The 20,952-nt window shown below is 73.4% G+C and carries 13 protein-coding genes; 10 read left to right on the plus strand and 3 right to left on the minus strand.

Going from position 1 to position 20,952, the window contains the following annotated elements; genetic code table 11:
- Positions 1 to 106: 106 nt before the first annotated feature.
- A complete protein-coding gene (locus AC559T_RS10810; RefSeq protein WP_498868601.1) occupies positions 107 to 232 on the minus strand; it encodes a hypothetical protein in 126 nt (41 codons plus the stop codon).
- A gap of 628 nt (positions 233 to 860) precedes the next feature.
- Between AC559T_RS10810 and AC559T_RS10815 the strand changes: the two genes are divergently transcribed.
- From AC559T_RS10815 to AC559T_RS10825, 3 genes are all read left to right on the plus strand, one after another.
- Positions 861 to 1,313 carry a helix-turn-helix transcriptional regulator gene (locus AC559T_RS10815; protein ID WP_112108668.1) on the plus strand — a complete coding sequence of 151 codons (453 nt, stop codon included), beginning with the start codon at positions 861 to 863 and terminating at the stop codon, positions 1,311 to 1,313.
- A 39-nt stretch (positions 1,314 to 1,352) separates the two neighbouring features.
- A complete protein-coding gene (locus AC559T_RS10820; RefSeq protein ID WP_112108669.1) occupies positions 1,353 to 1,781 on the plus strand; it encodes a VOC family protein in 429 nt (142 codons plus the stop codon).
- A 95-nt stretch (positions 1,782 to 1,876) separates the two neighbouring features.
- Entirely contained in the window at positions 1,877 to 4,096 is a 2,220-nt protein-coding gene (locus AC559T_RS10825) for a RecQ family ATP-dependent DNA helicase (RefSeq protein ID WP_368952742.1), read from the plus strand.
- A gap of 133 nt (positions 4,097 to 4,229) precedes the next feature.
- Here the strand turns inward: AC559T_RS10825 and AC559T_RS10830 are convergent, their stop codons facing one another.
- The gene (locus AC559T_RS10830; protein WP_112108671.1) at positions 4,230 to 5,621 is read right to left on the minus strand and encodes a lysine N(6)-hydroxylase/L-ornithine N(5)-oxygenase family protein; all 1,392 of its coding nucleotides are present in this window, start codon (positions 5,619 to 5,621) and stop codon (positions 4,230 to 4,232) included.
- Positions 5,622 to 6,342: 721 nt separating this feature from the next.
- A complete protein-coding gene (locus AC559T_RS10835; protein WP_498868602.1) occupies positions 6,343 to 7,371 on the minus strand; it encodes an ABC transporter ATP-binding protein in 1,029 nt (342 codons plus the stop codon).
- Between the two features lie 235 nt (positions 7,372 to 7,606).
- Between AC559T_RS10835 and AC559T_RS10840 the strand changes: the two genes are divergently transcribed.
- From AC559T_RS10840 to AC559T_RS10870, 7 genes are all read left to right on the plus strand, one after another.
- A complete protein-coding gene (locus tag AC559T_RS10840; RefSeq protein WP_498868603.1) occupies positions 7,607 to 8,710 on the plus strand; it encodes a FecCD family ABC transporter permease in 1,104 nt (367 codons plus the stop codon).
- A gap of 37 nt (positions 8,711 to 8,747) precedes the next feature.
- Positions 8,748 to 9,860 carry a FecCD family ABC transporter permease gene (locus AC559T_RS10845; protein WP_498868604.1) on the plus strand — a complete coding sequence of 371 codons (1,113 nt, stop codon included), beginning with the start codon at positions 8,748 to 8,750 and terminating at the stop codon, positions 9,858 to 9,860.
- A 189-nt stretch (positions 9,861 to 10,049) separates the two neighbouring features.
- Positions 10,050 to 11,807, plus strand: coding sequence for an ABC transporter ATP-binding protein (locus tag AC559T_RS10850; protein WP_498868605.1), 1,758 nt, complete (start codon positions 10,050 to 10,052; stop codon positions 11,805 to 11,807).
- On the plus strand, positions 11,800 to 13,617 hold the full coding sequence (locus AC559T_RS10855) for an ABC transporter ATP-binding protein (RefSeq protein WP_498868606.1): 1,818 nt from the start codon (positions 11,800 to 11,802) through the stop codon (positions 13,615 to 13,617). The genes AC559T_RS10850 and AC559T_RS10855 overlap by 8 nt, the downstream gene beginning before the upstream one ends.
- Positions 13,618 to 13,709: 92 nt before the next feature.
- A complete protein-coding gene (locus tag AC559T_RS10860) occupies positions 13,710 to 13,955 on the plus strand; it encodes an MbtH family protein (protein ID WP_020463386.1) in 246 nt (81 codons plus the stop codon).
- On the plus strand, positions 13,952 to 19,201 hold the full coding sequence (locus AC559T_RS10865; RefSeq protein WP_498868607.1) for a salicylate synthase: 5,250 nt from the start codon (positions 13,952 to 13,954) through the stop codon (positions 19,199 to 19,201). Before AC559T_RS10860 ends, AC559T_RS10865 begins: the two co-directional genes overlap by 4 nt.
- On the plus strand, positions 19,198 to 20,850 hold the full coding sequence (locus AC559T_RS10870) for a (2,3-dihydroxybenzoyl)adenylate synthase (protein ID WP_498868608.1): 1,653 nt from the start codon (positions 19,198 to 19,200) through the stop codon (positions 20,848 to 20,850). Before AC559T_RS10865 ends, AC559T_RS10870 begins: the two co-directional genes overlap by 4 nt.
- Positions 20,851 to 20,952: the final 102 nt, after the last annotated feature.

Genomic DNA, 20,952 nt, shown 5'->3' on the forward strand with positions numbered 1-20,952 from the left:
CGCCGGCAACGAGAACGTCGCGCCAGTCGGTCCTCAACAGGCGCAGACTGGCGGCGAACCGGCGCCATGATCCAGCCGATGAAAGCACCAGCGCGGCCTGGACGCGCTAGACGTTCTGCCCACCGTAGAATTCCGTATCCAGGGCGCTGAGCTGCCCGATGATCTCGGTGCTCGTACCGGCGTCGAAGTCCCGGTCGATCCGGCTCGTCAGGCGCCTGCTGGGTTCGGCCACAGTCCCGCATTTTCTCATGATGGTTACGGCAGCGGGACTGCACGCGTAGTGTCGCTGCCGGCACGGGCGCGGTTAACCCGGTCGAGCGGTTCCGAGTGTCCTGAGCCGATGATCCGGAGGGGACGTCGTGCGGGTTCGAAGCGCCGTTGTGTGTGGGGTCGCACTGGTATCGCTGGCCGGATGTATCTCGGCCGAGGACGGGGAGGCCCGGCCTCCCGCAGGTCCGACTTCCGCGGCAGGCCCGCTCGGGACGTTTCAGTAGCGGGTCGAGGTGACCGCCTTCGTGACTGCCTTCCGCGCGACGTTCCCCGCCCTGGCCGACGGCCGGTCAGATGAGGCCATCGCATCGGACGTGACTCAGGTCTGTCTGAACGACCTGCGGGACCCGTCTACGGGTCAGCCCGTGCCCGACGGGGAAGCTGTCGCCCTACGGCGAATACCGAGCAGGTTTGAGTGGAACGGGATCACCCCGGACTGGACCATGTCGAGGACGATCCTGGCGCTGGCCACGGGCACGGCGTGCAGCCCGGTGGAGGGGAGGTCAGTGCGAGCTGGCGTCCTGAGCCACAGGCCGCAGCCTCGTCCGCCTACTGTCTGATGAATCGCACGCGACCCTAGTATCGACGGTGTGACCAGGACGGGTGCCCGGCCGGTGGCGGCTGAGCTGCTGCCGCATCTGCGCCGGGTCCGCGATCACATCGATCGGCACTACCGGGAGCCGCTCGACCTCGACGTGCTTGCCCGGGTCGGCCGGATGTCGAAGTTCCACCTGGTCCGAAGCTTCGAGGCGGCCTACGGGGAGACCCCGATCCGGTACGTCACGCGGCGCCGGATCGAGCGTGCGCAGGACCTGCTGCGGCACGCGAACCTCACGGTCACCGAGGTGTGCGTGATGGTGGGCTTCGCCAGCCTCGGGTCCTTCTCCGCCCGGTTCACCCAGCTCGTCGGGGAGAGCCCGACCGCGTACCGGAACCATTGGGCGGCCCGCGGCGGCCCGCACGTGCCGGGGTGCTACCTGTTCATGCGCGGCGCGATGGACCTGCGGTGCACCTCCGACACGACCTTGGACGGCGCAATCTGAGAGAAGCGTTCCCGCGGCCGCGCGGCGTACGGTTCCCGCATGATCACAAACATCTCGCTGGTCACGATCTACTGCCTTGACCAGGACAAGGCCCGTGACTTCTACGTCGACGTGCTCGGTTTCGAGCCGCGTACGGACGTCTCGATGGGCGGCGAGTTCCGCTGGGTCACGATCGGCCATCCCAGCCAGCCCGAGCTGGAGGCGACCCTGATGGTCCCGGGGCCGCCGCTGGACCCGGACGCTGCTGACTTCGTCCGCCGGCAGCTCGGAAAGGGGCAGATGGGCGGGCTCGGGCTGCGGGTCGACGACTGCCGCAAGACCTTCGAGGAGCTGAGCGCGAAGGGCGTCGAGTTCCTGCAGGAGCCCGCCGACCGCCCCTACGGGGTGGAGGCTGTGCTGCGCGACAACTCCGGTAACTGGCTGGTCCTGGTCGAGCCGAAGACCTTCAACCCGGAGGACTTCGCCTGACGGCTCGCGCCCGCTCCGGTGACCGCACCCGCGTCGCGGGCGGTTCCGGCGGCCGCGGGCCAGGAGCTGTCGGTGGGGTCCGGTAGACAGGTGGCATGGCGGATCAGGCGACGGTCAGCGGGACACTGCGCGATCGGGCGGAGGAGCTGCTCCGGGCTCTGGCCGGGCCGGGCGCGGTCCTGCGTGACGACCAGTGGCAGGCGATCGACGCGCTCGTCAGCGGGCGGCGGCGGGTGCTGCTCGTCCAGCGCACGGGCTGGGGGAAGTCCGCGGTGTACTTCCTCGCCACGGCGCTGCTGCGCGGTCTCGGCGACTCGGACCCGGGTGACTCGGACCCAGGTGACTCGGGTTCAAGCGGTCCGAGGCCGGGGGGCGGTCCGGCCGCCCGGGTGGGGCCCACGGTGATCGTCTCCCCGCTGCTGGCGCTGATCCGCAACCAGGCGGCCGCGGCGGCACGGGTGGGCATCCGGGCCGGGGAGATCCATTCGGGGAACCTCACCGAGTGGGACGAGGTCTACGCCGCGCTGCGGGCGGGGGAGCTGGACCTGCTGCTCGTCGGCCCGGAGCGGCTGAACAACCCGACCTTCCGCGACGAGTACCTCCCGGAACTCGCGGCCACGACGGGGCTGCTCGTCGTCGACGAGGCGCACTGCATCTCCGACTGGGGCCACGACTTCCGTCCGGACTACCGCCGGCTGCGGTCACTGATCGGCGGGCTGCGGCCGGACGTGCCCGTGCTCGCGACGACCGCCACGGCCAACGCGCGGGTGGTCGAGGACGTCAGCGAGCAGCTCGGGGCCGGCTCCACGAGCGCGGAGACGGTGGTCCTGCGGGGGTCTCTCGACCGGGAGAGCCTCCGGCTGGCGGTTGTGTCGCTTCCCGCGGCCGAGCAGCGGTTCGGCTGGCTGGCCGACCATCTCGCCGAGCTACCCGGCTCCGGGATCATCTACACGCTCACCAAGCCGGGCGCGGAGGAGCTGACCGCGTTCCTGCGCGGCCAGGGCCACGAGGTGACGACTTACCACGGCGGCACGGAGCCGGCCGAGCGCATCGCCGCCGAGGAGGACCTGCTCGGCAACCGGGTGAAGGCGCTGGTGGCGACGAGCGCTCTCGGGATGGGCTTCGACAAGCCCGATCTCGGGTTCGTCGTCCACGTCGGTGCGCCGAACTCGCCGATCGCCTACTACCAGCAGATCGGGCGGGCCGGGCGTGCGGTGGAGTCCGCCGAGGTCGTCCTGCTGCCCGCCACCGAGGACCGTGACATCTGGCGGTACTTCGCCGACACGTCGTTCCCCCCGGAGCCGGTCGCCCGGCAGGTGCTGGACGTCCTGGCCCAGGCCGGGCGGACGATGTCGACGCAGGCGCTGCTCGCCGCCGTCGACCTGGGGCACTCCCGGCTCGAGCAGATGCTGAAGGTGCTCGACGCGGACGGCGTCGTCCGGCGGGTCAAGGGCGGCTGGGAGGCGACGGGCGAGCCGTGGGTCTACGACGCCGAGCGCTTCCGCCGCGTCGCCGCCGCGCGGGCCCGCGAGCAGCAGGCGATGCTCGACTACATCGCCACGCCGTCCTGCCGGATGGAGTTCCTGCGCCACGCGCTCGACGATCCGTACGCGGTGTCGTGCGGCCGGTGTGACCGGTGCACCGGCCGGGTGTGGTCCACCGAGGTCTCCTCCCGGTCGCGGGACAGCGCCCGCGAGGAGCTGCGCCGGACGGGCGTGCCCGTCGAGCCGCGCCGGATGTGGCCGACGGGCATGCGCACGCTGGGGGTCGCCGCGTCCGGCCGGATTCCCGCGTCGGTCACCGCCGAGCCCGGCCGCGTGGTCGCACGGCTCAACGACCTGGGCTGGGGCAACCGGCTGCGCCAGCTGCTCGCCCCTCCTCCCGCGGCCCTGGACGGCCCCGTCCCCGACGACCTGTTCGAGGCGGTGGTGCGGACCCTGACCGAGTGGCGGTGGGAGCGGCGCCCGGCGGCGGTGGTGACCGTGGCGTCCAGGACACGCCCGCGCCTGGTGGCGGACCTCGGTGAACGGATCGCGGGGGTCGGGCGGCTGCCGTTGCTGGGGCAGCTCCCTCGCGTGGCCGGCGGGCCCGCGGCCGGCCGGGTGCACAACAGCGCCCACCGCCTCGCCGGCCTGTGGTCGGCCTTCGAGGTGCCACCGCCCCTCGCCGGCCCGCTCGCCGAGCTGACCGGGCCGGTACTGCTCGTCGACGACCTGATCGTCACGGGCTGGACGATGACCGTCACGGCCAGGGCGCTGCGTCAGGCCGGAGCGCCGGGCGTGCTGCCGTTCGCCCTCGCCGTCGAGACCGGCTGAGCGGGCGGCACCGTGCCGAGATCACAGTGCCGAGATCACAGTGCCGAGACCAGAGCGCCGGGATTACCACGCCGGGATCACCGCGTCGGCTGGCGAGCAGTCTCCTTCCGGGTGGGTCGCGGCGCGGTGCGGATCAGCTCTGCGGCTGGGCGTTCGGCTGTGGGTCGAGGTACCTGGAACCGGAGATCCCCGACGGGACCGTGGCGAGGGGAACCTCGAGCTCCTGGCGGTCGAGGACCGATGTGAGAATCTCGCCGGCCCGGACGGAGATGTTCGACAGCAGGGACGAGGAGATCCCATGGGAGTACTCGCTCGCGCCGGGCACGTAGACGCCGGCGGTGGTCCCCGCGACGGTGTCGACGCTGTAGTCGCGGCCGACCTGAAGCTGGCCGTCCTCGGCGGTGAGGCAGGCCTCCGCCAGCCCGCCGAGCAGGCGCCGCGGATCGCGGGCGTGGTATCCGGTCGCGAGCACGACGGTGTCCGCGTCCACGGTGCGCTTCTCGCCGGTCGGCAGGTACCGGATGTGCACCCGAACGCCGTCCGACAGCTTCTCGAAGGATTCGGCGCGGGAGGCGCGCAGGAAGTGCAGCCGCCGGGGGCCGCGCACCTTCTCCTGATACGCACGGCGGTACAGCTCGTCGATGAGGTCCATGTCCACGGCCGAGTAGTTCGTGCCACGGTGGTAGCCGAGCAGCATGGCGCGGACGCTTTCGGGCGCGTGGTAGAACTCGTCGACGGCGTCCGGGTCGAAGATCTGGTTGACGAAGCCGCTGTTGTCCGCCGGGCTGAAGCCGTAGCGGGAGAACACGGAGAAGACCTCGGCCTGCGGGAAACGGGTGTGCAGGTGCTCGGTCACCTCGGCGGCGCTCTGGCCGGCCCCGACCACGACGAACCGGCCGCGTGGTGTCGAGGGCATCCGCGCGAGGCGGTGCAGCAGCTCGTGGTTGTGCCAGGTCCGGTCGTCGATCTCGACACCGTCGGGCAGTCTCGGCTCCAGCCCTGCTGCGATGACGACGTTGCGGGCGCGGCGTACGACCGTCCGGTCCGGGTCTCCCCGGTGCCGGCTGATCACGTCGACGTAGGCGATCTCGCCCTCGTGGGTCACCGGTCGCAGGTCCACCACCTCGGTGTCGTACTCGACGAGGTCGTCGAGCCGGCCCGCGGCCCATTCCAGGTAGTCGTGGTACTCGGAGCGCAGCGGATACATCGTCTTGTGGTTGATGAAGTCCACCAGGCGGTTCCTGGAATGGAGAAACGAGAGAAAGGTGAAGCTGCTCGACGGATTGCGCAGGGTCACCAGGTCCTTCAGGTAGGACACCTGCATGGTCGCTCCGTCGAGGAGCATCCCCCGGTGCCATCCGAAACGCACCTGGCGTTCAAGGAAGACGGCGCGCAGCGCCGCACCGGCGGAGACACTGCTGTTGTGTTCCTCGACTGCGATCGCCAGAGCGATGTTCGAGGGCCCGAACCCGACTCCGATGATGTCGTGCACACCGAGTTCCGCGGTCGGCGGACGGTCTACCACGGCTGCCCCTCTGGTCGGTCAATAGTAACCGGGCGTGTATTAAAGTTAACCTTACTTATATTCCGGGGTGGCGCGTCGAGCTGTCAAGGAGTTCCCCGAGGTCGGGCGGTTGGCGGCGGCCCCGCGGGGTCGATCACGCCGGATCCATGCGGGTCGCTGAGGTCGTTCTTCGATGCGCCCGGCCCGGTCGTGGGGTGGCTGGGAAGCGGTCGAGGATTCCGGCCTGTCGTGGGGCCGTGAGTCGCCTGACGGATGTGTTCCCGCGGTGATCGTCTCGTGGGCGGTGGATGCCGGGCTTCGCTGTGGATGGGGAGCAAGTTAAGTGAGCCTAACTTAGGTGGGTTGGGGTTGATGGTCAAGTGGATCCGATGCGTCGGTTCTGGCGCCCGCCTGCCCTTGACCCGCAAGTTCGCATCTGATAAAGAAAATCTAACCTAACAACATCGCCTCGGCTGGAGGCCGCGGCCCGGCGGCGGCCGGGGGACGCGTTCCGCTGGTGGCAGGAGGCCAGACCCCGCCAACGGACGGCTCGAAACCCGGTGGCCCGCACGTTCGGCGCGCGGGTGCCCTTGCGGGGCCCACGGCTCGGCACATGGGCGCGGCGCGCGGGATCGGCGGGCAGGCTGGCGCGGACCGTCGAGCGTTCCCGGCGGCGGCCGGCTGGGAGGCGCGGACCGCCGAATGTCCCTGGCGCCGGCCGGCTGGGCGGACATCCGACCGCTCAGCCGGCGCCGACAGTCATCGCCGCGGCATCCGCGGCTTCGGTCGCCTTCGTCGCGTCCGTCGTCTCTGCCTCCGAAGCGGCATCGGAGGCCGTCCCGTCGTGCTCGTTCGCGCGCCCGGCGAGCTGCCGGCGCCGGGCGCGGGAGGCGGGCACGACGAGCGGAGTTCCGGTCTCGGGGTCGGGAACCACGCTGCACGGCAGCCCGAAGACCTCCTCGACGAGCTCGGCGGTGACGATCTCGTTCGGGACTCCCTGCTCGACGATCCGCCCGCCCTTCATCGCCACCAGGTGGGTCGCGTACCGGCAGGCGTGGTTGAGGTCGTGCAGGACGGCCACCAGCGTGCGGGCGGAATCCTCGTGCAGGTCGGCGCAGAGATCGAGGATCTCGATCTGGTGGGCCACGTCGAGGAACGTCGTTGGCTCGTCCAGAAGCATGATCGGTGTCTGCTGGGCCAGCGCCATCGCGAGCCAGACCCGCTGGCGCTGCCCACCGGAGAGCTCGTCGACGTACCGGTCGGCGAGGTCGTCGGTCCCGGTTGCGGCCAGTGCCTCGCGCACCGCCGCCTCGTCGTCGCGGGACCACTGGCGAAGCAGCCGCTGGTGTGGGTACCGCCCCCGCGCGACCAGGTCGGAGACGAAGATGCCGCTCGGCGCGATCGACGTCTGCGGGAGCAGCCCGAGCCGGCGGGCCACCTCCTTGGACGGCAGTGACCGGATCAGTGCCCCGTCGAGGTACACGGCGCCGGTGCGTGGGCGCAGCATGCGGGCCAGCGCGCGCAGCAGCGTCGACTTGCCGCAGGCGTTCGGCCCGACGATCACGGTGAAGGAGTTGTCCGGGATCTGCAGCCCGAGACCGGTGGCGACGACGCGCTGCTCATAGGCCAGCGTGAGGTTCTCGGCGCGCAGCCGGGCCTCCCCGGACCGGCCGGGTCCCCCCGCCTGCCCCGGAGCCGCCGCACCGGCCGGGGTTACCGCGTCGGCTGGGGTCACCGAGCCGGCCGGGGCCGCTACGTCGCCCGCCGCCACGCCCTCGCCCGTCCCGCTGCCTCCGGACTCCCGCGCCGCGCGCGGCGCGGGAGTCCGTGGTTGTCTACGTCCTGTACCCAAAGCGCCGCAACCCCGATTCGATTAAGTTAGCCTCACTTATCGTGTGGGCAGCTCCGTCCCTGGTCAAGGTCGGTCCGAAACGGTCGGGCCCGCGGCCGTCGCTCCTCATGGCAGCGGTTGACTGGAGAAGGTTAGCCTGCCCTAAATAGCCTCCGTGAATCAGGGAGCGGTGGTCCGGGTGGCCGCGGAGCAGACCGTGCTGGTGCCACAGCTGTCGGGGCACGCGGACGGGCGCGCCCGGGAGCCGGCTGACGCGCCGGTCTGGCGCCCGCCGCGTACGGCCGGACTCGTGCTGGCGTTCGGGCTGCTCGCCGTCGTCGGCATGCTGAGCATCGCCGTCGGCGCGAACCACCTGCCGCTGTCGGACGTCTGGCGCGTGCTGTGGCACGACGACCGGTCGGAGACCGCGGTCATCGTTCACGACCTGCGGGTTCCGCGCACGCTGGTCGGCCTGGTCGCCGGGGTGGGGCTGGGGGTCGGCGGCGCGCTGGCGCAGGCGCTGACGCGCAACGCGCTGGCCGACCCGGGCATCCTCGGCGTCAATCTCGGCGCTTCGGCCGCGGTCGTCGCGGCGGTGTCCTTTCTCGGCGTGACCACCCCCGCCGGCTACGTCTGGTTCGCGATGGCGGGTGCCGCCGTCGCGGCGAGCGCGGTCTACGTCCTGGGCGCCACCGGACGGGCGGCCGTCGCGCCCGAGCGGCTCGTCGTGGCCGGGGCCGCGTTCAGTGCGGTGCTCGGCGCGTTCACCTACGGAGTCGCCTTCCTGGATCACCAGACGTTCGACCGGCTGCGCTTCTGGGACGTCGGATCCCTGGCCGGCGCTGGATCGTCCCAGCTCGGCGCGCTCGCGCCGTTCGCCGGCGTGGGGCTGGCCGTCGCCTTCGCGATCGCCGGCCCGCTCAACGCGATGGCGCTGGGCGATGACGCCGGGCACGGGCTCGGTGTCGGCCTGGTGCGCACGCGGGCGCTGGGCGTGCTCGCGATCGCCCTGCTCTGCGGCACCGCGACGGCCGCGGCCGGCCCCATCACCTTCGTGGGGCTGGCTGTGCCGCACGTCGCCCGCACGATCTGCGGGCCGGACCAGCGGTGGGTGATCGCCTATTCCGCGGTCCTCGCGCCGGTGTTGCTCCTGGCCGCCGACGTCCTCGGGCGGGTGGTCATCGCTCCCGCCGAGCTCGAGGTGGGTGTGGTCACCGCCTTCGTGGGCGCGCCGGTCTTCATCGTGCTGTGCCGTCGAGCACGGTTGGGCCGGTTGTGAGCGGACCGGACACCGATGCGATGACGATGACAGTGCGATGGCGATGACAACGACGGACGGGCGGGAGGCGGCGAGGGTGGCTTCGGTGGCGGGCCTGCCGGCGGCGGGCGGCCTGGCGCCGCGCGGATGGGTCCTGCGGGACCGTGCCGACCGGCTGTCCCTGCGGGTGGACGGCCGTTCGGTCGCCGTCTGCGGCGCGCTGCTCGCCGTCCTCGCCGCGGTCTGCGTCGCGACGATGATCACGGGGGAGTACGCCGTCTCGCCCCGCGAGGTGTTCGACAGCCTGCGCGGCCAGGGCAGCGCCGGGACGGACTTCGTCGTCGTCACGCTGCGGCTGCCGCGGCTGCTGACCGGCCTGATGGTCGGCGCCGCCCTGGCCGTCAGCGGGGCGATCTTTCAGACAATGACCGCGAACCCGCTCGGCAGCCCCGACATCATCGGGTTCACGGCCGGCTCGGCGACCGGAGCGGTCGTCGTCATCCTGGTGCTGCACGGCACCGTCTACGAGACCTCGCTCGGTGCCGTCGCCGGCGGTGTCGTGACGGCGGTGGCGATCTACCTGCTCTCGTTCCGGCGCGGGGTGGCCGGGCCGCGGCTCATCCTGGTCGGGATCGGGGCCGCCGCGATGCTGACGGCGCTGAACTCCTACCTGATCACCAGGGCCACCCTCGGGGACGCGATCACGGCGCAGACCTGGCTGCTGGGCAGCCTGAACCGCCGCGGCTGGGAAGAGGTCCGCCCGCTCGCCGTCGCGGTGGCCGTCCTGCTGCCCGCCGCAGCCTGCTACGGACGGCGCATGTCGATGCTGACGATGGGCGGCGACACCGCGAAGGCGCTCGGCGTGCCGGTCGAGCGCAGCCGTCTCGCGCTGCTCGCGGTGGGCGCGGCCCTCGCCTCCTGCGCGACGGCCGCGGCCGGCCCGATCGGCTTCGTTGCGCTGGCGGCGCCGCAGCTGGCCCGGCACCTGGCCAGGTCGCCGGGCGCCGCGCTGCTGCCGACGGCGTTGCTCGGCGCGCTGCTCGTCGCGTCGAGCGACCTCGCCGCCCAGCGGGCGTTTGCGCCCACCCAGCTCCCGGTCGGCGTGGCCACCAACGCGGTCGGCGGGATCTACCTCGTCTGGCTGCTCTCCCGGCAGCGGCGGGGGCTCTGAGCACGCCGTCATGCCGGCCCATCGGTTGACGCTGACCTGCGACTTAATTAATCTTTACCTAAGTCGTGTCGCTGGTGTGGTCTGTCGCCGACTCTGCGAACTCTCGTCTCTTCTTGGCCCGCGCACCGGGACGCGTCACCGGCGCCACTCGCGTGCCCTGGCCCAGCACCCACCCTGGAGCGGTCCTGGATGGCCATGTCGGCAGGCAACACCGTGTTGTGGGCGCAGCTCCGCTCGATGCCCGGACTGCTCTCGCTGAGCGCGCTGGCAACCTTCACGCAGCAGGTGGCGATGCTGGCGCTGCCCTGGTGCGTCCAGCACGCCCTCGACGACGGCATCACCCCGCTGGACGTCGCGGCCACGGTGCGGTGGTCACTCATCACCGCGCTGGTCTCGATCGCCTTCCTGCTCGGCGGGGCGGGCGGGCAGTGGTGGTCGGGCGTCACGGCGAACCGGATCGCGCACTCGCTGCGCGAAGCGCTGGTGGGCAAGGTGGTGACGCTGGACCGGCCGGCCCTGACCCGCTTCGGCCGCGGTGACCTGGCGATGCGCGTCACCCGGGACGTCGACCTCATCCGGCTGTGGGTGCAGAACCTCGGGCTGTGGGTGCGGGTCGTGGTGACCGTGGTCGTGGTCCTCCCGGCGACCGGGCTGCTCGACCCGATGCTGCTCGTCATCGTGATAGTCACGTTTCCGCTGGTCGGCCTCGCGAACGCGTTCTTCCCCGGCCGCTACGACGCGGCGAACGAGGCGCTGTCCGAGGCGCACGGCGCCCGCGCGGACGCGGTGGAGGATCTGCTGGCGGCCAGTGCCGCGGTGCGCGGGCTGGGCGGCGAGCGGGTGCTCGTCCGCCGCCACCACGACCTGTCCGGCGCGGTCACCTCCACGGCCCTGCGGGTCGCCGGGGTCTCCGCCTGGTGGTCGTCCGTCCCGGCGGCCCTGCCACGGCTGGCGATCGCGGCCGGCCTGGGCATCGGCGGCGCCGCGGCGATCAACGGCGACATCACCGTCGGCGGCCTGGTGGCCTTCACGTCCTGGATGGCCACGCTGGCGCTGGCGATCGCCGTCCTGGTGGATCTGCTGACCGGGCGTGGCCAGGCACGCGTCGCCGCGGGCCGGATCGCCGAGGTGCTCGACCTCCCGGGGACGGCCGCCGACGACCGCGACGCGGTGCCGCTGCCGGCCGGCGGCGTGCTGCACGCCGCCGGCGTGGTGGTCCGCCGGGACGGGCGCACCGTCCTCGGGCCGGCCGAGCTGTGGGCGGCTCCGGGCGAGCTCGTCGCCGTGACCGGGCCGACCGGTTCGGGCAAGTCCACCCTGGCCCACCTGCTGTGCCGGCTCGAGGACCCGGACTCCGGGACGGTGACGTTCGGCGGCGTGGATCTGCGCGCCGCGGCCCGGACGGAGGTGCTGGCCAGGATCGGGCTCGTCCCGCAGCGCCCGCTCGTGCTCTCCGGGACCGTCGCGGACAACCTGCGCCTGGGCCGCGAGCTGGAGCTGGCCGAGCTGCGCGCGGCCTGCCACGCCGCCGCGCTGGACGAGTTCGTGATGAGCCTGCCCGACCAGTACGACACCGTGCTCGGTGAGCGCGGCGGCACGCTCTCCGGCGGGCAGGGACAGCGGCTGGCACTGGCCCGCGGCCTGCTCGGCCGCCCGGCGGTCCTCGTGCTCGACGACGTCACATCGGCGCTCGACGCGGAGACCGAGGCGGCGGTCCTCGAGCGGCTGCGGGCCTGGAACCCGGCCGCCGCGATCGTGATGATCTCGCACCGGCCCGCGGTGCTGGCCGCCGCCGACCGGACGGTCACGCTGCACCCGCCGGACCGGGGCGCCGCCGGCGGGCCGCCCGGCGGCGGGCCGCCCGGCGGCGGCGCCGTGCTTCCAGACGACGACAGCTCCCTGCCCGGTGACGGTGCCGCGCTGCCCGCCGGAGGTAACCGTGGCTGAGGTGCGTCTTCTCGCCGACGAGCCGGACGTCCGCCGCGCGGCGCGCGGCGCGCTGCGCCACCTGCGCCCGCACCGGCGGATCCTGGTGCTGGCGATCATGGGCACGATCGCCAGCACCGCCTCCCTCGTCGCGATCGCGCCGGTCGTCGGCCGCGGCGTCGACGCGGTGCTCGCGCACGACCGCACGGCGCTGTGGGTGTCGGTCGCCCTGCTCGTCGTGGTCGTGCTCGCCCGCCTGCTCCTGCTGCGGTGGTCGGAGGTGGTGCTCGCCCGCGCGGGCGAACGGATCGTGCACGACCTGCGCGATCTCGTGGTGGAGCGGCTGGCGAGCGCCCCGCTGCGGTTCGTGGAGGCGCATCGGACCGGTGACCTGCTCCGCCGGGCCACCGGCGAGATCGCCGACCTGTCGCTGTTCATCCGGGAGCAGTTGCCCAACCTGCTCGGTCTCGCACTCACCGTCGTGCTGACGACGGCCGTCCTGATCGTGTACTCGCCGTTGCTGTCCCTGGTGCTCGTGCTGCTGTTCCTCCCCGCCGCGGTGGGGGTCATCCGGTGGTTCAACGCCTCGGCCAAGGTGGTCTTCGGGCGGCAGGCCGCGGCCGACGCCGCGATGACCGCGACCTTCACCGAGACCCTGGCGGCCGGTGAGGCTCTGGTGGTGGCCGGGCGGCCGGGCGAATGGGTGAACCGGTTCCGCCGCGACAACGACGAGCTGCTGCGGGCGTCGAACGCGACGATCGGTGCCCAGAACCGGCTCGAGCTGTTCAACCTCCTCGAAGGGCTGGCGACCGCGGTCCTGCTGCTGCTGAGCGTGTGGCTGGCCCGGGCCGGCCACCTCGGGGTCGGCACGGTCGTGGTGTTCGTGCTCGCGACCCGCAACCTGTTCGACGGAATGATGGGGCTCTCCCGGCTGGTCGGCGAGCTGCAGACCGCCAAGGTGGGCCTGGCCCGGCTGGCCGACCTGCTGGGCGCGACCGAAGCGGCCCAGACAGCCGAAGCGGCGCACGCAGCGGAAGCGGCGGGAACGGCGGGGACCGCGCGGGCGGTGCTGCCGCCGCGGGGCGAGCTCGTCGCGAACGGCGTGCGCTTCGGATACGCGGAGGGCGACGACGTGCTGCGCGGCGTCTCGGTGCGGTTCCCGGCTGGTGACCGCGCCGGCCTGGTGGGCAGCACCGGCTCCGGGAAGACGACGCTCGCGAAGCTGCTGTGCGGCCTCTACCAGTCGGACGCCGGCCTGGTGACGTTCGGCGGGGTCGACCTGCGGACGGTCCCGGCGGCCGAGATCCGCCGGCGGATCGTCCTCGTCCCCCAGCAGGTCCACATCATCACCGGAACGCTGGCGGAGAACCTGGCGCTGGCCCCGGGCGAGCCGGACCGGGCGGCGATGGAGCGGGCGGTGGAGGCCCTCGGCCTCACCGAGTGGGTGGCCGGGCTGTCCGGCGGGCTGGACGCCTCCGTCGGCTCGCGCGGGGAGCTGCTGTCCGCCGGTGAGCGGCAGCTCGTCGGCCTGGTGCGGGCCGCTCTGGTCGACCCGCCGGTGCTGCTGCTCGACGAGGCCACCGCCGATCTGGATCCCGCCGTCGCACGGCGGCTCGAGACCGCGGTGGAGCGCATCCGCCCCGGACGGACGCTGATCGTCATCGCGCACCGGCAGTCCACCATCGACCGGCTGCCGCGGCGGGTGCGCCTTGCGTCCGGGCTGATTGTCGCCGGCGATGTGGCCGGTGTTGTGGCCGGCGTGGCTGACGAGCCAGGTTTCTCTGTACCCGGTCAGCCACAGAACGGGCACGTCACAACCGATCGGTCGTAACGGCTGACAAAGCGACAGGAGTTAGGCTAGCCTTACTTAACCGCCGCTTAGGTGGGCCTTACCTGTAGGCGCGACCCGAGGAGACGGCAGTCATGTCGACGAATCCCTTCGACGACGAGAACGGCACCTTTTTCGTCCTGGTGAACTCGGAGGGTCAGCACTCGCTGTGGCCGAGTTTCGCCGCGGTGCCGGCGGGCTGGACCGTCGTCCACGGCGAGGAGACCCGTCAGTCGTGCCTCGACTACGTCGAGGCCAACTGGACCGATCTGCGTCCCCGCAGCCTGGTTGAGCAGATGGAGAAGGACGCGGCCGGCTCCGACGTCTCCGCGTCGCGGTGAGAGCGCAAGGGAGTTACCGCAGCAGGTCGGTCCCGCTCGACCAGTCGCCGCAGGCCGCCGCCGCGGGTCTCGCGCGCGGGCTGGCCGCGCCGTTCGTGCTCTACGAGCGCGACGGAGAGTGGTCCTGCGGCTCGGGGGTGCTCGCCGAGGTCGTGCTGGGCGCCACCGAGGTGAGGCACCGGACGGGCAGCGGCGACTGGCGGTCCGAGCCGACCGGAGCCACCCCGCTGCGCCAGGTCGCGGACGTCCTCGGCGGCCTCGAGGCGACCGGGTGGCGGGCCTACGGCTGGGCGGCGTTCGAGCTCAGCCTGCTCCTGCAGGGCCAGCCGGTGCCGGCCGGCGACGATCCGCTGCTGCACGTGATCGTGCCACGGCGGGAGGTGCGGCTGATCGACGGGGTCGCCGTCCTGCGCGCCGTCGACACCGCCGATCTGGCGGAGCTGGCCGAGCTGCTCGCCGCCGTGCCGAGCGGCCCGCCGGCGGCCAGCGCCCCGCGCGCCGTCGTCGACCTCGAGCACGGGGTCGACGAGTACCGCCGGATCGTCGCGGCGGCCGTCGCCGACATCCGCGCCGAACGGCTGCGCAAGGTGATCCTCTCCCGCGTCGTGCCCGTGGAGGGCGACGTCGACCTGGTGGCCACCTACGAGGTCGGCCGGGCCGGGAACAACCCGGCGCGGTCGTTCATCGTGGACACGGGCCACCTGCGGGCCACCGGGTTCAGCCCGGAGACCATCGTCGAGGTGTCCGCGGACGGCCTGGTGTCGACCCAGCCGCTGGCCGGCACCCGGGCGCTGACCGGCGATCCCGCCGTCGACCGCGATCTGCGCGAGGTGCTGCTCTCCGATCCCAAGGAGATCTACGAGCACGCTGTCTCCGTACAGGCCTGCCAGGACGAGCTGCTCCAGGTCTGCCGGCCCGGGTCGGTGGTCGTGGACCAGTTCATGAACGTGCTGCCCCGCGGCAGCGTCCAGCACCTTGCCTCGCGGGTGGCCGGCCGGCTCGCCGCCGGCCGCGACGCCTGGGACGCACTGGGCGCGGTCTTCCCCTCCATCACCGCCTCCGGCGTGCCCAAGCCGGTCGCGTGCGCGGTGATCGGCGACTACGAGGGGGAGCTCCGCGGCCTGTACAGCGGCGCGGTGCTGATCGCTGACTCCGACGGCGGGCTCGACGCGGCGCTGGTGCTGCGCACGGTGTTCCAGCAGGACGGCCGGACCTGGCTGCGCGCCGGGGCCGGCATCGTCGGCCACTCCGACCCCGACCGAGAGGCGGAGGAGACCCGGGAGAAGCTGCGCAGCGTCAGCCGTTTCCTGGTCGCGGCGCCCGCCGCGCCGGCCGCCCCGGCTGTTCCCGCCGCGCGGGCGGGCACCCCCGGGTACCAGCTCGAGGATGTCCGCCGCATCGTGGCCGAGCTGATCGACGAGGATCCGTCGGCGATCGGCAACGAGGCGAACCTGTTCGAGCTGGGCCTGGAGTCCATCGCCCTGATGAAGGCCGTCGGCCGCTGGCGCCGGGCCGGGATGGCGGTCTCGTTCGCCGAGCTCGCGGAGAATCCGACCGTCGACGGCTGGTGCAAGCTCCTGTCGATGCGGGCGCCCGCCGAGCCCGCCGGCGTGGGTGACGCCGCGGCGTCCGGCGGCGCGCTGGGCCTCGCGGGACGCGACGGCGGCCAGCGGGCCGGCGGCCAGCCGGGAGACGGCGCCGATCCGGCGCCCGGTACAGCCGCGGCGCCGGCGGGCGCCGAGGCGTCAGAGGCGGCCGAGTCGTCCGGGGCATTCGGGGCATCCGCCGGGTCCGGGCTGGACCTGGCCTCGGAGCCGTCCGACGACCTGTCGATCTCCACCGCCGACGACGGCGCGGAGGCCGGTGAGTTCCCGCTCGCGCTCATGCAGCATGCCTACTGGGTCGGCCGGGACGGCGGGCAGCCGCTCGGCGAGGTCGCGGCGCACCTCTACACCGAGTTCGACGGCGCGGGAGTCGACGTCGACCGGCTGCGCACGGCGATCGAGGCGCTCGTCGTGCGGCACGACATGCTGCGCGTGCGGATCACGGACAACGGGAGCCAGGTCGTCGAGGCGACCTCGGGCTGGCGCGGTCTCACCGTGCACGACCTGCGCGAGCTCGGCCAGGCCGAGACCCAGGCCCGGCTCGCCGCGGTGCGGGACCGGATGTCGCACCAGATGCTGTACATCGAGCACGGCGAGGTGTTCGCCACCGCGCTGAGTCTGCTGCCGGAGGGCCGGACCAGGCTCCACCTGGACGTCGACATGGTCGCAGCGGACGCCGTCAGCTACCGGGTGCTGCTCAACGACCTCGCGCGGTTCTACGACCGTCCCGGCGAGGCGCACCCGCCGCTGGGCTACACCTTCCGCGAGTACCGCGCCGCGCGGGGCCCGGCCAGGCGCGCGGCGGCACGCGCGGCCGCCGAGTGGTGGCAGGGCCGGCTGCCGGGCCTGCCCGGCGCGCCCGGCCTGCCCCGCCTGGCCTCGCCCGACGACGCGGGCACCGCCGGGAGCACCGGCGCCACGAGCGCCACGAGCGCGGCGGGCGCTACCGGCTCCACCGGCGAGCCGCCGCGAGTGACGCGGCGTCACTTCGTCCTCGGTCCGTCGGCGCGCCAGGCGTTGCAGCGCGCCGCCCACAGCCGGGGCGTCACCCCGGCGATGGCGGTGGCGACCGCGTTCGCCGAGGTGCTCGCCGGGTGGAGCACCGAGTCCCGGTTCGTCCTCAACGTGCCGATGTTCGACCGCGACCAGGTGCACACGGACGTCAACCAGGTGGTCGGGGACTTCACGAGCTCGGTGCTGCTCGAGGTCGACCTGGCCGAGCCGCAGCCGTTCGCGACCCGGGTGCGCCAGGTCCAGGCCCGGCTGCACGCCGACGCGGCGCACGCGGACTACTCCGGTGTGGAGGTGCTGCGCGACCTGACCCGCCGCACCGGCGAGCAGGTGCTGGCGCCCGTGGTGTTCACCAGCGCGCTCGGGCTCGGGGAGCTGTTCGGCCCCGGGGTCCGCCAGCACTTCGGCGACCCGGCGTGGATCATCTCGCAGGGCCCGCAGGTTCTCCTGGACGCGCAGGTCACCGAGCTGGACGGCGGCCTGCTGGTCAACTGGGACGTCCGCGAGGGTGAGTTCGCCCCCGGCGTGGTCGACGCGATGTTCGGCGCCTTCGAACGACTGGTGCGCGGCCTCGCCGACACCGCGGGCATCTGGGACACGGCGGTCGACGGCCTGGTGCCGGAACCGGCCCGTGCCATCCGCGCCGCGGTCAACGACACCGCCGGGCCGGTGCCGACCCGGCTGCTGCACGAGGGGTTCTTCGAGAACGCCGTGCTGGCCCCCGACGCCCCCGCGCTGCTGTGGGACACCGCCGGCGGCCCGGGCTCGCTGGCCTACGGCGAGCTGCGACGCCGGGCGCTGGGGCTGGCCGGCGCGCTGGCCGCCCACGGCGTGCGCCGCGGCGACCTGGTCGGAGTCAGCCTGCCCAAGGGGTCGTCCCAGGTGGTCGCCGTGCTCGGTGTGCTGGCGGCGGGCGCGACGTACGTGCCGGTCGGCATCGAGCAGCCCGCCGCCCGGGTGGAGCGGATCGTGGCCGCGGCCGGGTTCGGCGTGCTCATCACCGAGTCGCCGCGGGACGGCGTGCCCGCCGGGGTCGTCCAGCTGGCGCCGGACCAGCCCGCCGAGCCGGCGCCGGTACCGGATCTAGCCGCGCCCGGCGAGCTCGGAGGGCTGGACCGGCCGGCCTACGTGCTCTTCACCTCCGGATCGACCGGTCAGCCCAAGGGCGTGGAGGTCGGGCACCGGGCGGCGATGAACACGATCGCCGACCTGATCGAACGGCTGGGCCTGGGCACCGACGACCGGACGCTCGCCGTGTCGGCGCTGGACTTCGACCTCTCGGTGTTCGACATCTTCGCCCCGCTGTCGGCCGGCGGCGCCGTGGTGCTCGTCGACGAGGACTCCCGCCGGGAGGCCAGCCGGTGGGCGGAGCTGATCCGCGACCACCGCGTGACCGTCATCAACTGCGTCCCCACGGTGCTGGACCTCGTCCTCTCCGCCGGGGTGGCGCTCGGGGACAGCCTGCGGGCGGTCCTGCTCGGCGGCGACAAGGTGGGCGTGGACCTGCCGGGCCGGCTCGCCGCGGCGGTGCCGGGCTGCCGGTTCCTGGGCCTGGGCGGCACGACTGAGACGGCCATCCACTCGACGATCTGCGAGGTGGAGGGGACGTCCCCGCTGCCGCCGCAGTGGCGCTCGGTCCCCTACGGGACGCCGCTGCGCAACGTCCGGCTGCGGGTGGTCGACCCGCTCGGCCGCGACTGCCCCGACCACGTGGCCGGGGAGCTCTGGATCGGCGGTGACGGCGTCGCCCGCGGCTACCTGGGCGATCCCGAGCGCACCGCGGACCGCTTCGTCGAGCACACCGGAACCCGGTGGTACCGGACGGGTGACATCGCCCGGTACCTGCCGGACGGCACGGTGGACTTCCTCGGCCGGCGCGACGACCAGGTGAAGATCCGCGGCTTCCGGGTCGAGCTGGGCGAGGTGGAGGCAGCCTTGACCGCGCTGCCGGAGGTCCGGGTGGGGGTGGCGGTGCTCGTGCGCGGCGCGTCCGGGCATCCCGCGGTGCTCGGCGCCGGCGTCGTGCCGGCCACCCCCGCCACGGGCGAGGCCGACGGCGGCGGGGGCGGCGGCGGCGAGAGCTCCGGCGACGGCGCGGGCATCGCCGGCGCCGTGCGCGAGGGGCTGCGCCGCGCGCTGCCGCCGCACATGGTCCCGGACCTGGTGGTCGCGCTCGACAGCCTGCCGCTCACCGCCAACGGGAAGATCGACCGCCGGACGGTGACGGCTGCCGTCGAACAGGCGGTGGCCGGCCGGGCGACCGACCACGCACCGCCGCGCACCGACCTGGAGCGGGTCGTGCACAACGTCTGGCACGAGGTGCTCGGGGTGGCCGAGTTCGGGATCACCGACGAGTTCTTCGCGCTGGGTGGTGACTCCGTCCTCGCCACCGCGCTCGTCACGCGGCTGCGCGACGAGCTGGACACCACCGCCGTCACAGTGCGCTCGGTGTTCGGGGCGCCGACCGTCGCCGCGCTCGCCGAGCGGATCCGCGCCGCCGACACCGTCCCCGGCCGGGCGGAACGGGTCGCCGCGATCGCGCTGGAGATCGCGGCGATGTCGGACGACGAGGTCGCGGCCGAGCTGGTCGACCCGGACACGCTCCCCGCCGACTCCGGCGGTGCGTCGTGACCGCCCCGGCGCCGGTGGACGAGGGCTGGACGCGCTGGCCGGCGGAGCTCGAGCGGCGCTACCGGGACGGGGGGTACTGGGGCGACCAGACCCTGGGTGACCTGCTGCGGGAGTGGGCGCGCCGCTTCGGGCCGGCGACGGCGCTCGTCTCGGGACCCGACCGGATCAGCTACGCCGAGCTGGACGCGGCCGTGGACGATCTCGCTGCCGGGCTGGCCACCATCGGCATCGGTCCCGGTGACCACGTGGTGGTGCACCTGCCCAACCGCGCCGAGTTCGTGACCGTGCTGTTCGCGCTGCTGCGCCGGGGCGCGATCGGCGTCCTCTCGCTGCCCGCCCACCGCAGGGTCGAGATCGAGCACCTCACGCGGCTCTCCGGCGCGGTCGGCTATGTGATCGCCGACCGGCACGAGGGCTTCGACTACCGGGAGCTGGCCCGGGAGGTCACCGAGGCGGTTCCCGCCGTGCGCCACGTCCTGGTGGCCGGTGAGCCCGGGCCGTTCACCGCGCTGTCGGCGCTCGCCACGGCCGGGCGCGCCGCCCGGCTCGGCGGCGGGGCGGGCCCGGATCTCGGCGCCGAGCGACCGGATCCGGGCGGTATCGCGGTGCTGCTGATCTCCGGCGGCACCACCGGCAAGCCGAAGCTGATCCCGCGCACCCATCGCGACTACGCCTACAACGCCCGCGCCAGCGCGGACGTCTGCGGGCTGACGGCGGACGACGTGTACCTCGTCGCGCTGCCCGCCGCCCACAACTTCCCGCTGGCCTGCCCGGGGCTGCTCGGCGCGTTCGGCGTCGGGGCGACGGTCGTGATGGCTCCCTCCCCGAGTCCGGACGTCGCCTTCGACCTGGTCGCCCGCGAGCGGGTCACCGTCACCGCGCTCGTCCCCCCGCTGGCCCGGCTGTGGGTCGAGGCGGCCGGGTGGGAGGGGCCGGACACGACGAGCCTGCGGCTGGTCCAGGTGGGCGGCGCCAAGCTCGACGAGGGCCTGGCGCGGCGGATCACGCCGACCCTCGGGGCGAAGGTCCAGCAGGTCTTCGGCATGGCCGAGGGCCTGCTGAACTACACCCGCCTCGACGACCCGGACGAGCTCGTGTTCACCACGCAGGGCCGGCCGCTGGCCGCGGCCGACGAGGTCCGGGTGCTCGACGGGTCCGGTGCCGGGGTGGTCCCGGGCGAGGTGGGCGAGCTGTGGACCCGCGGGCCGTACACGATCCGCGGGTACTACCGGGCCGCCGAGCACAACTCTGCCGTCTTCGACGGCGACGGGTACTTCCGCACCGGCGACCTCGTCCGCCAGCTCCCGACCGGCCACCTCGTGGTCGAGGGCCGGGTCAAGGACGTGATCAACCGGGGTGGCGAGAACGTGTCCGCGGGTGAGCTGGAGGAGCACCTGCTGACCCATCCGGCGATCGGGCAGGTGGCGGTCGTCGGCATGCCGGACCCGGACGTGGGCGAGAGCGTCTGCGCGGTGGTGGTCCTCGCGCCGGGCGAGGCCCTCCGGCTCAAGCAGGTCAAGAGCTACCTGCAGGAGCGCGGCCTGGCCCGGTTCATGCTCCCCGACCGGCTCGAGGTCGTCGGCGAGTTCCCGCTCACCGCCGTCGGAAAGATCGACAAGCGGGAGCTGCGGAGCTGGCTGGACCCCTGAGCCTTCCGCTCTGACATCGACGGCGCTCGCCCCTGCCTCCCGGCGGGCGCCGTCGGAACATCGCCGACCATCGCATTTTTCTACCCGTCTCCCGCGCCGCCG

The sequence above is a fragment of the Frankia sp. Hr75.2 genome (assembly GCF_949319125.1).
GTDB classification, from domain to species: domain Bacteria; phylum Actinomycetota; class Actinomycetes; order Frankiales; family Frankiaceae; genus Parafrankia; species Parafrankia soli.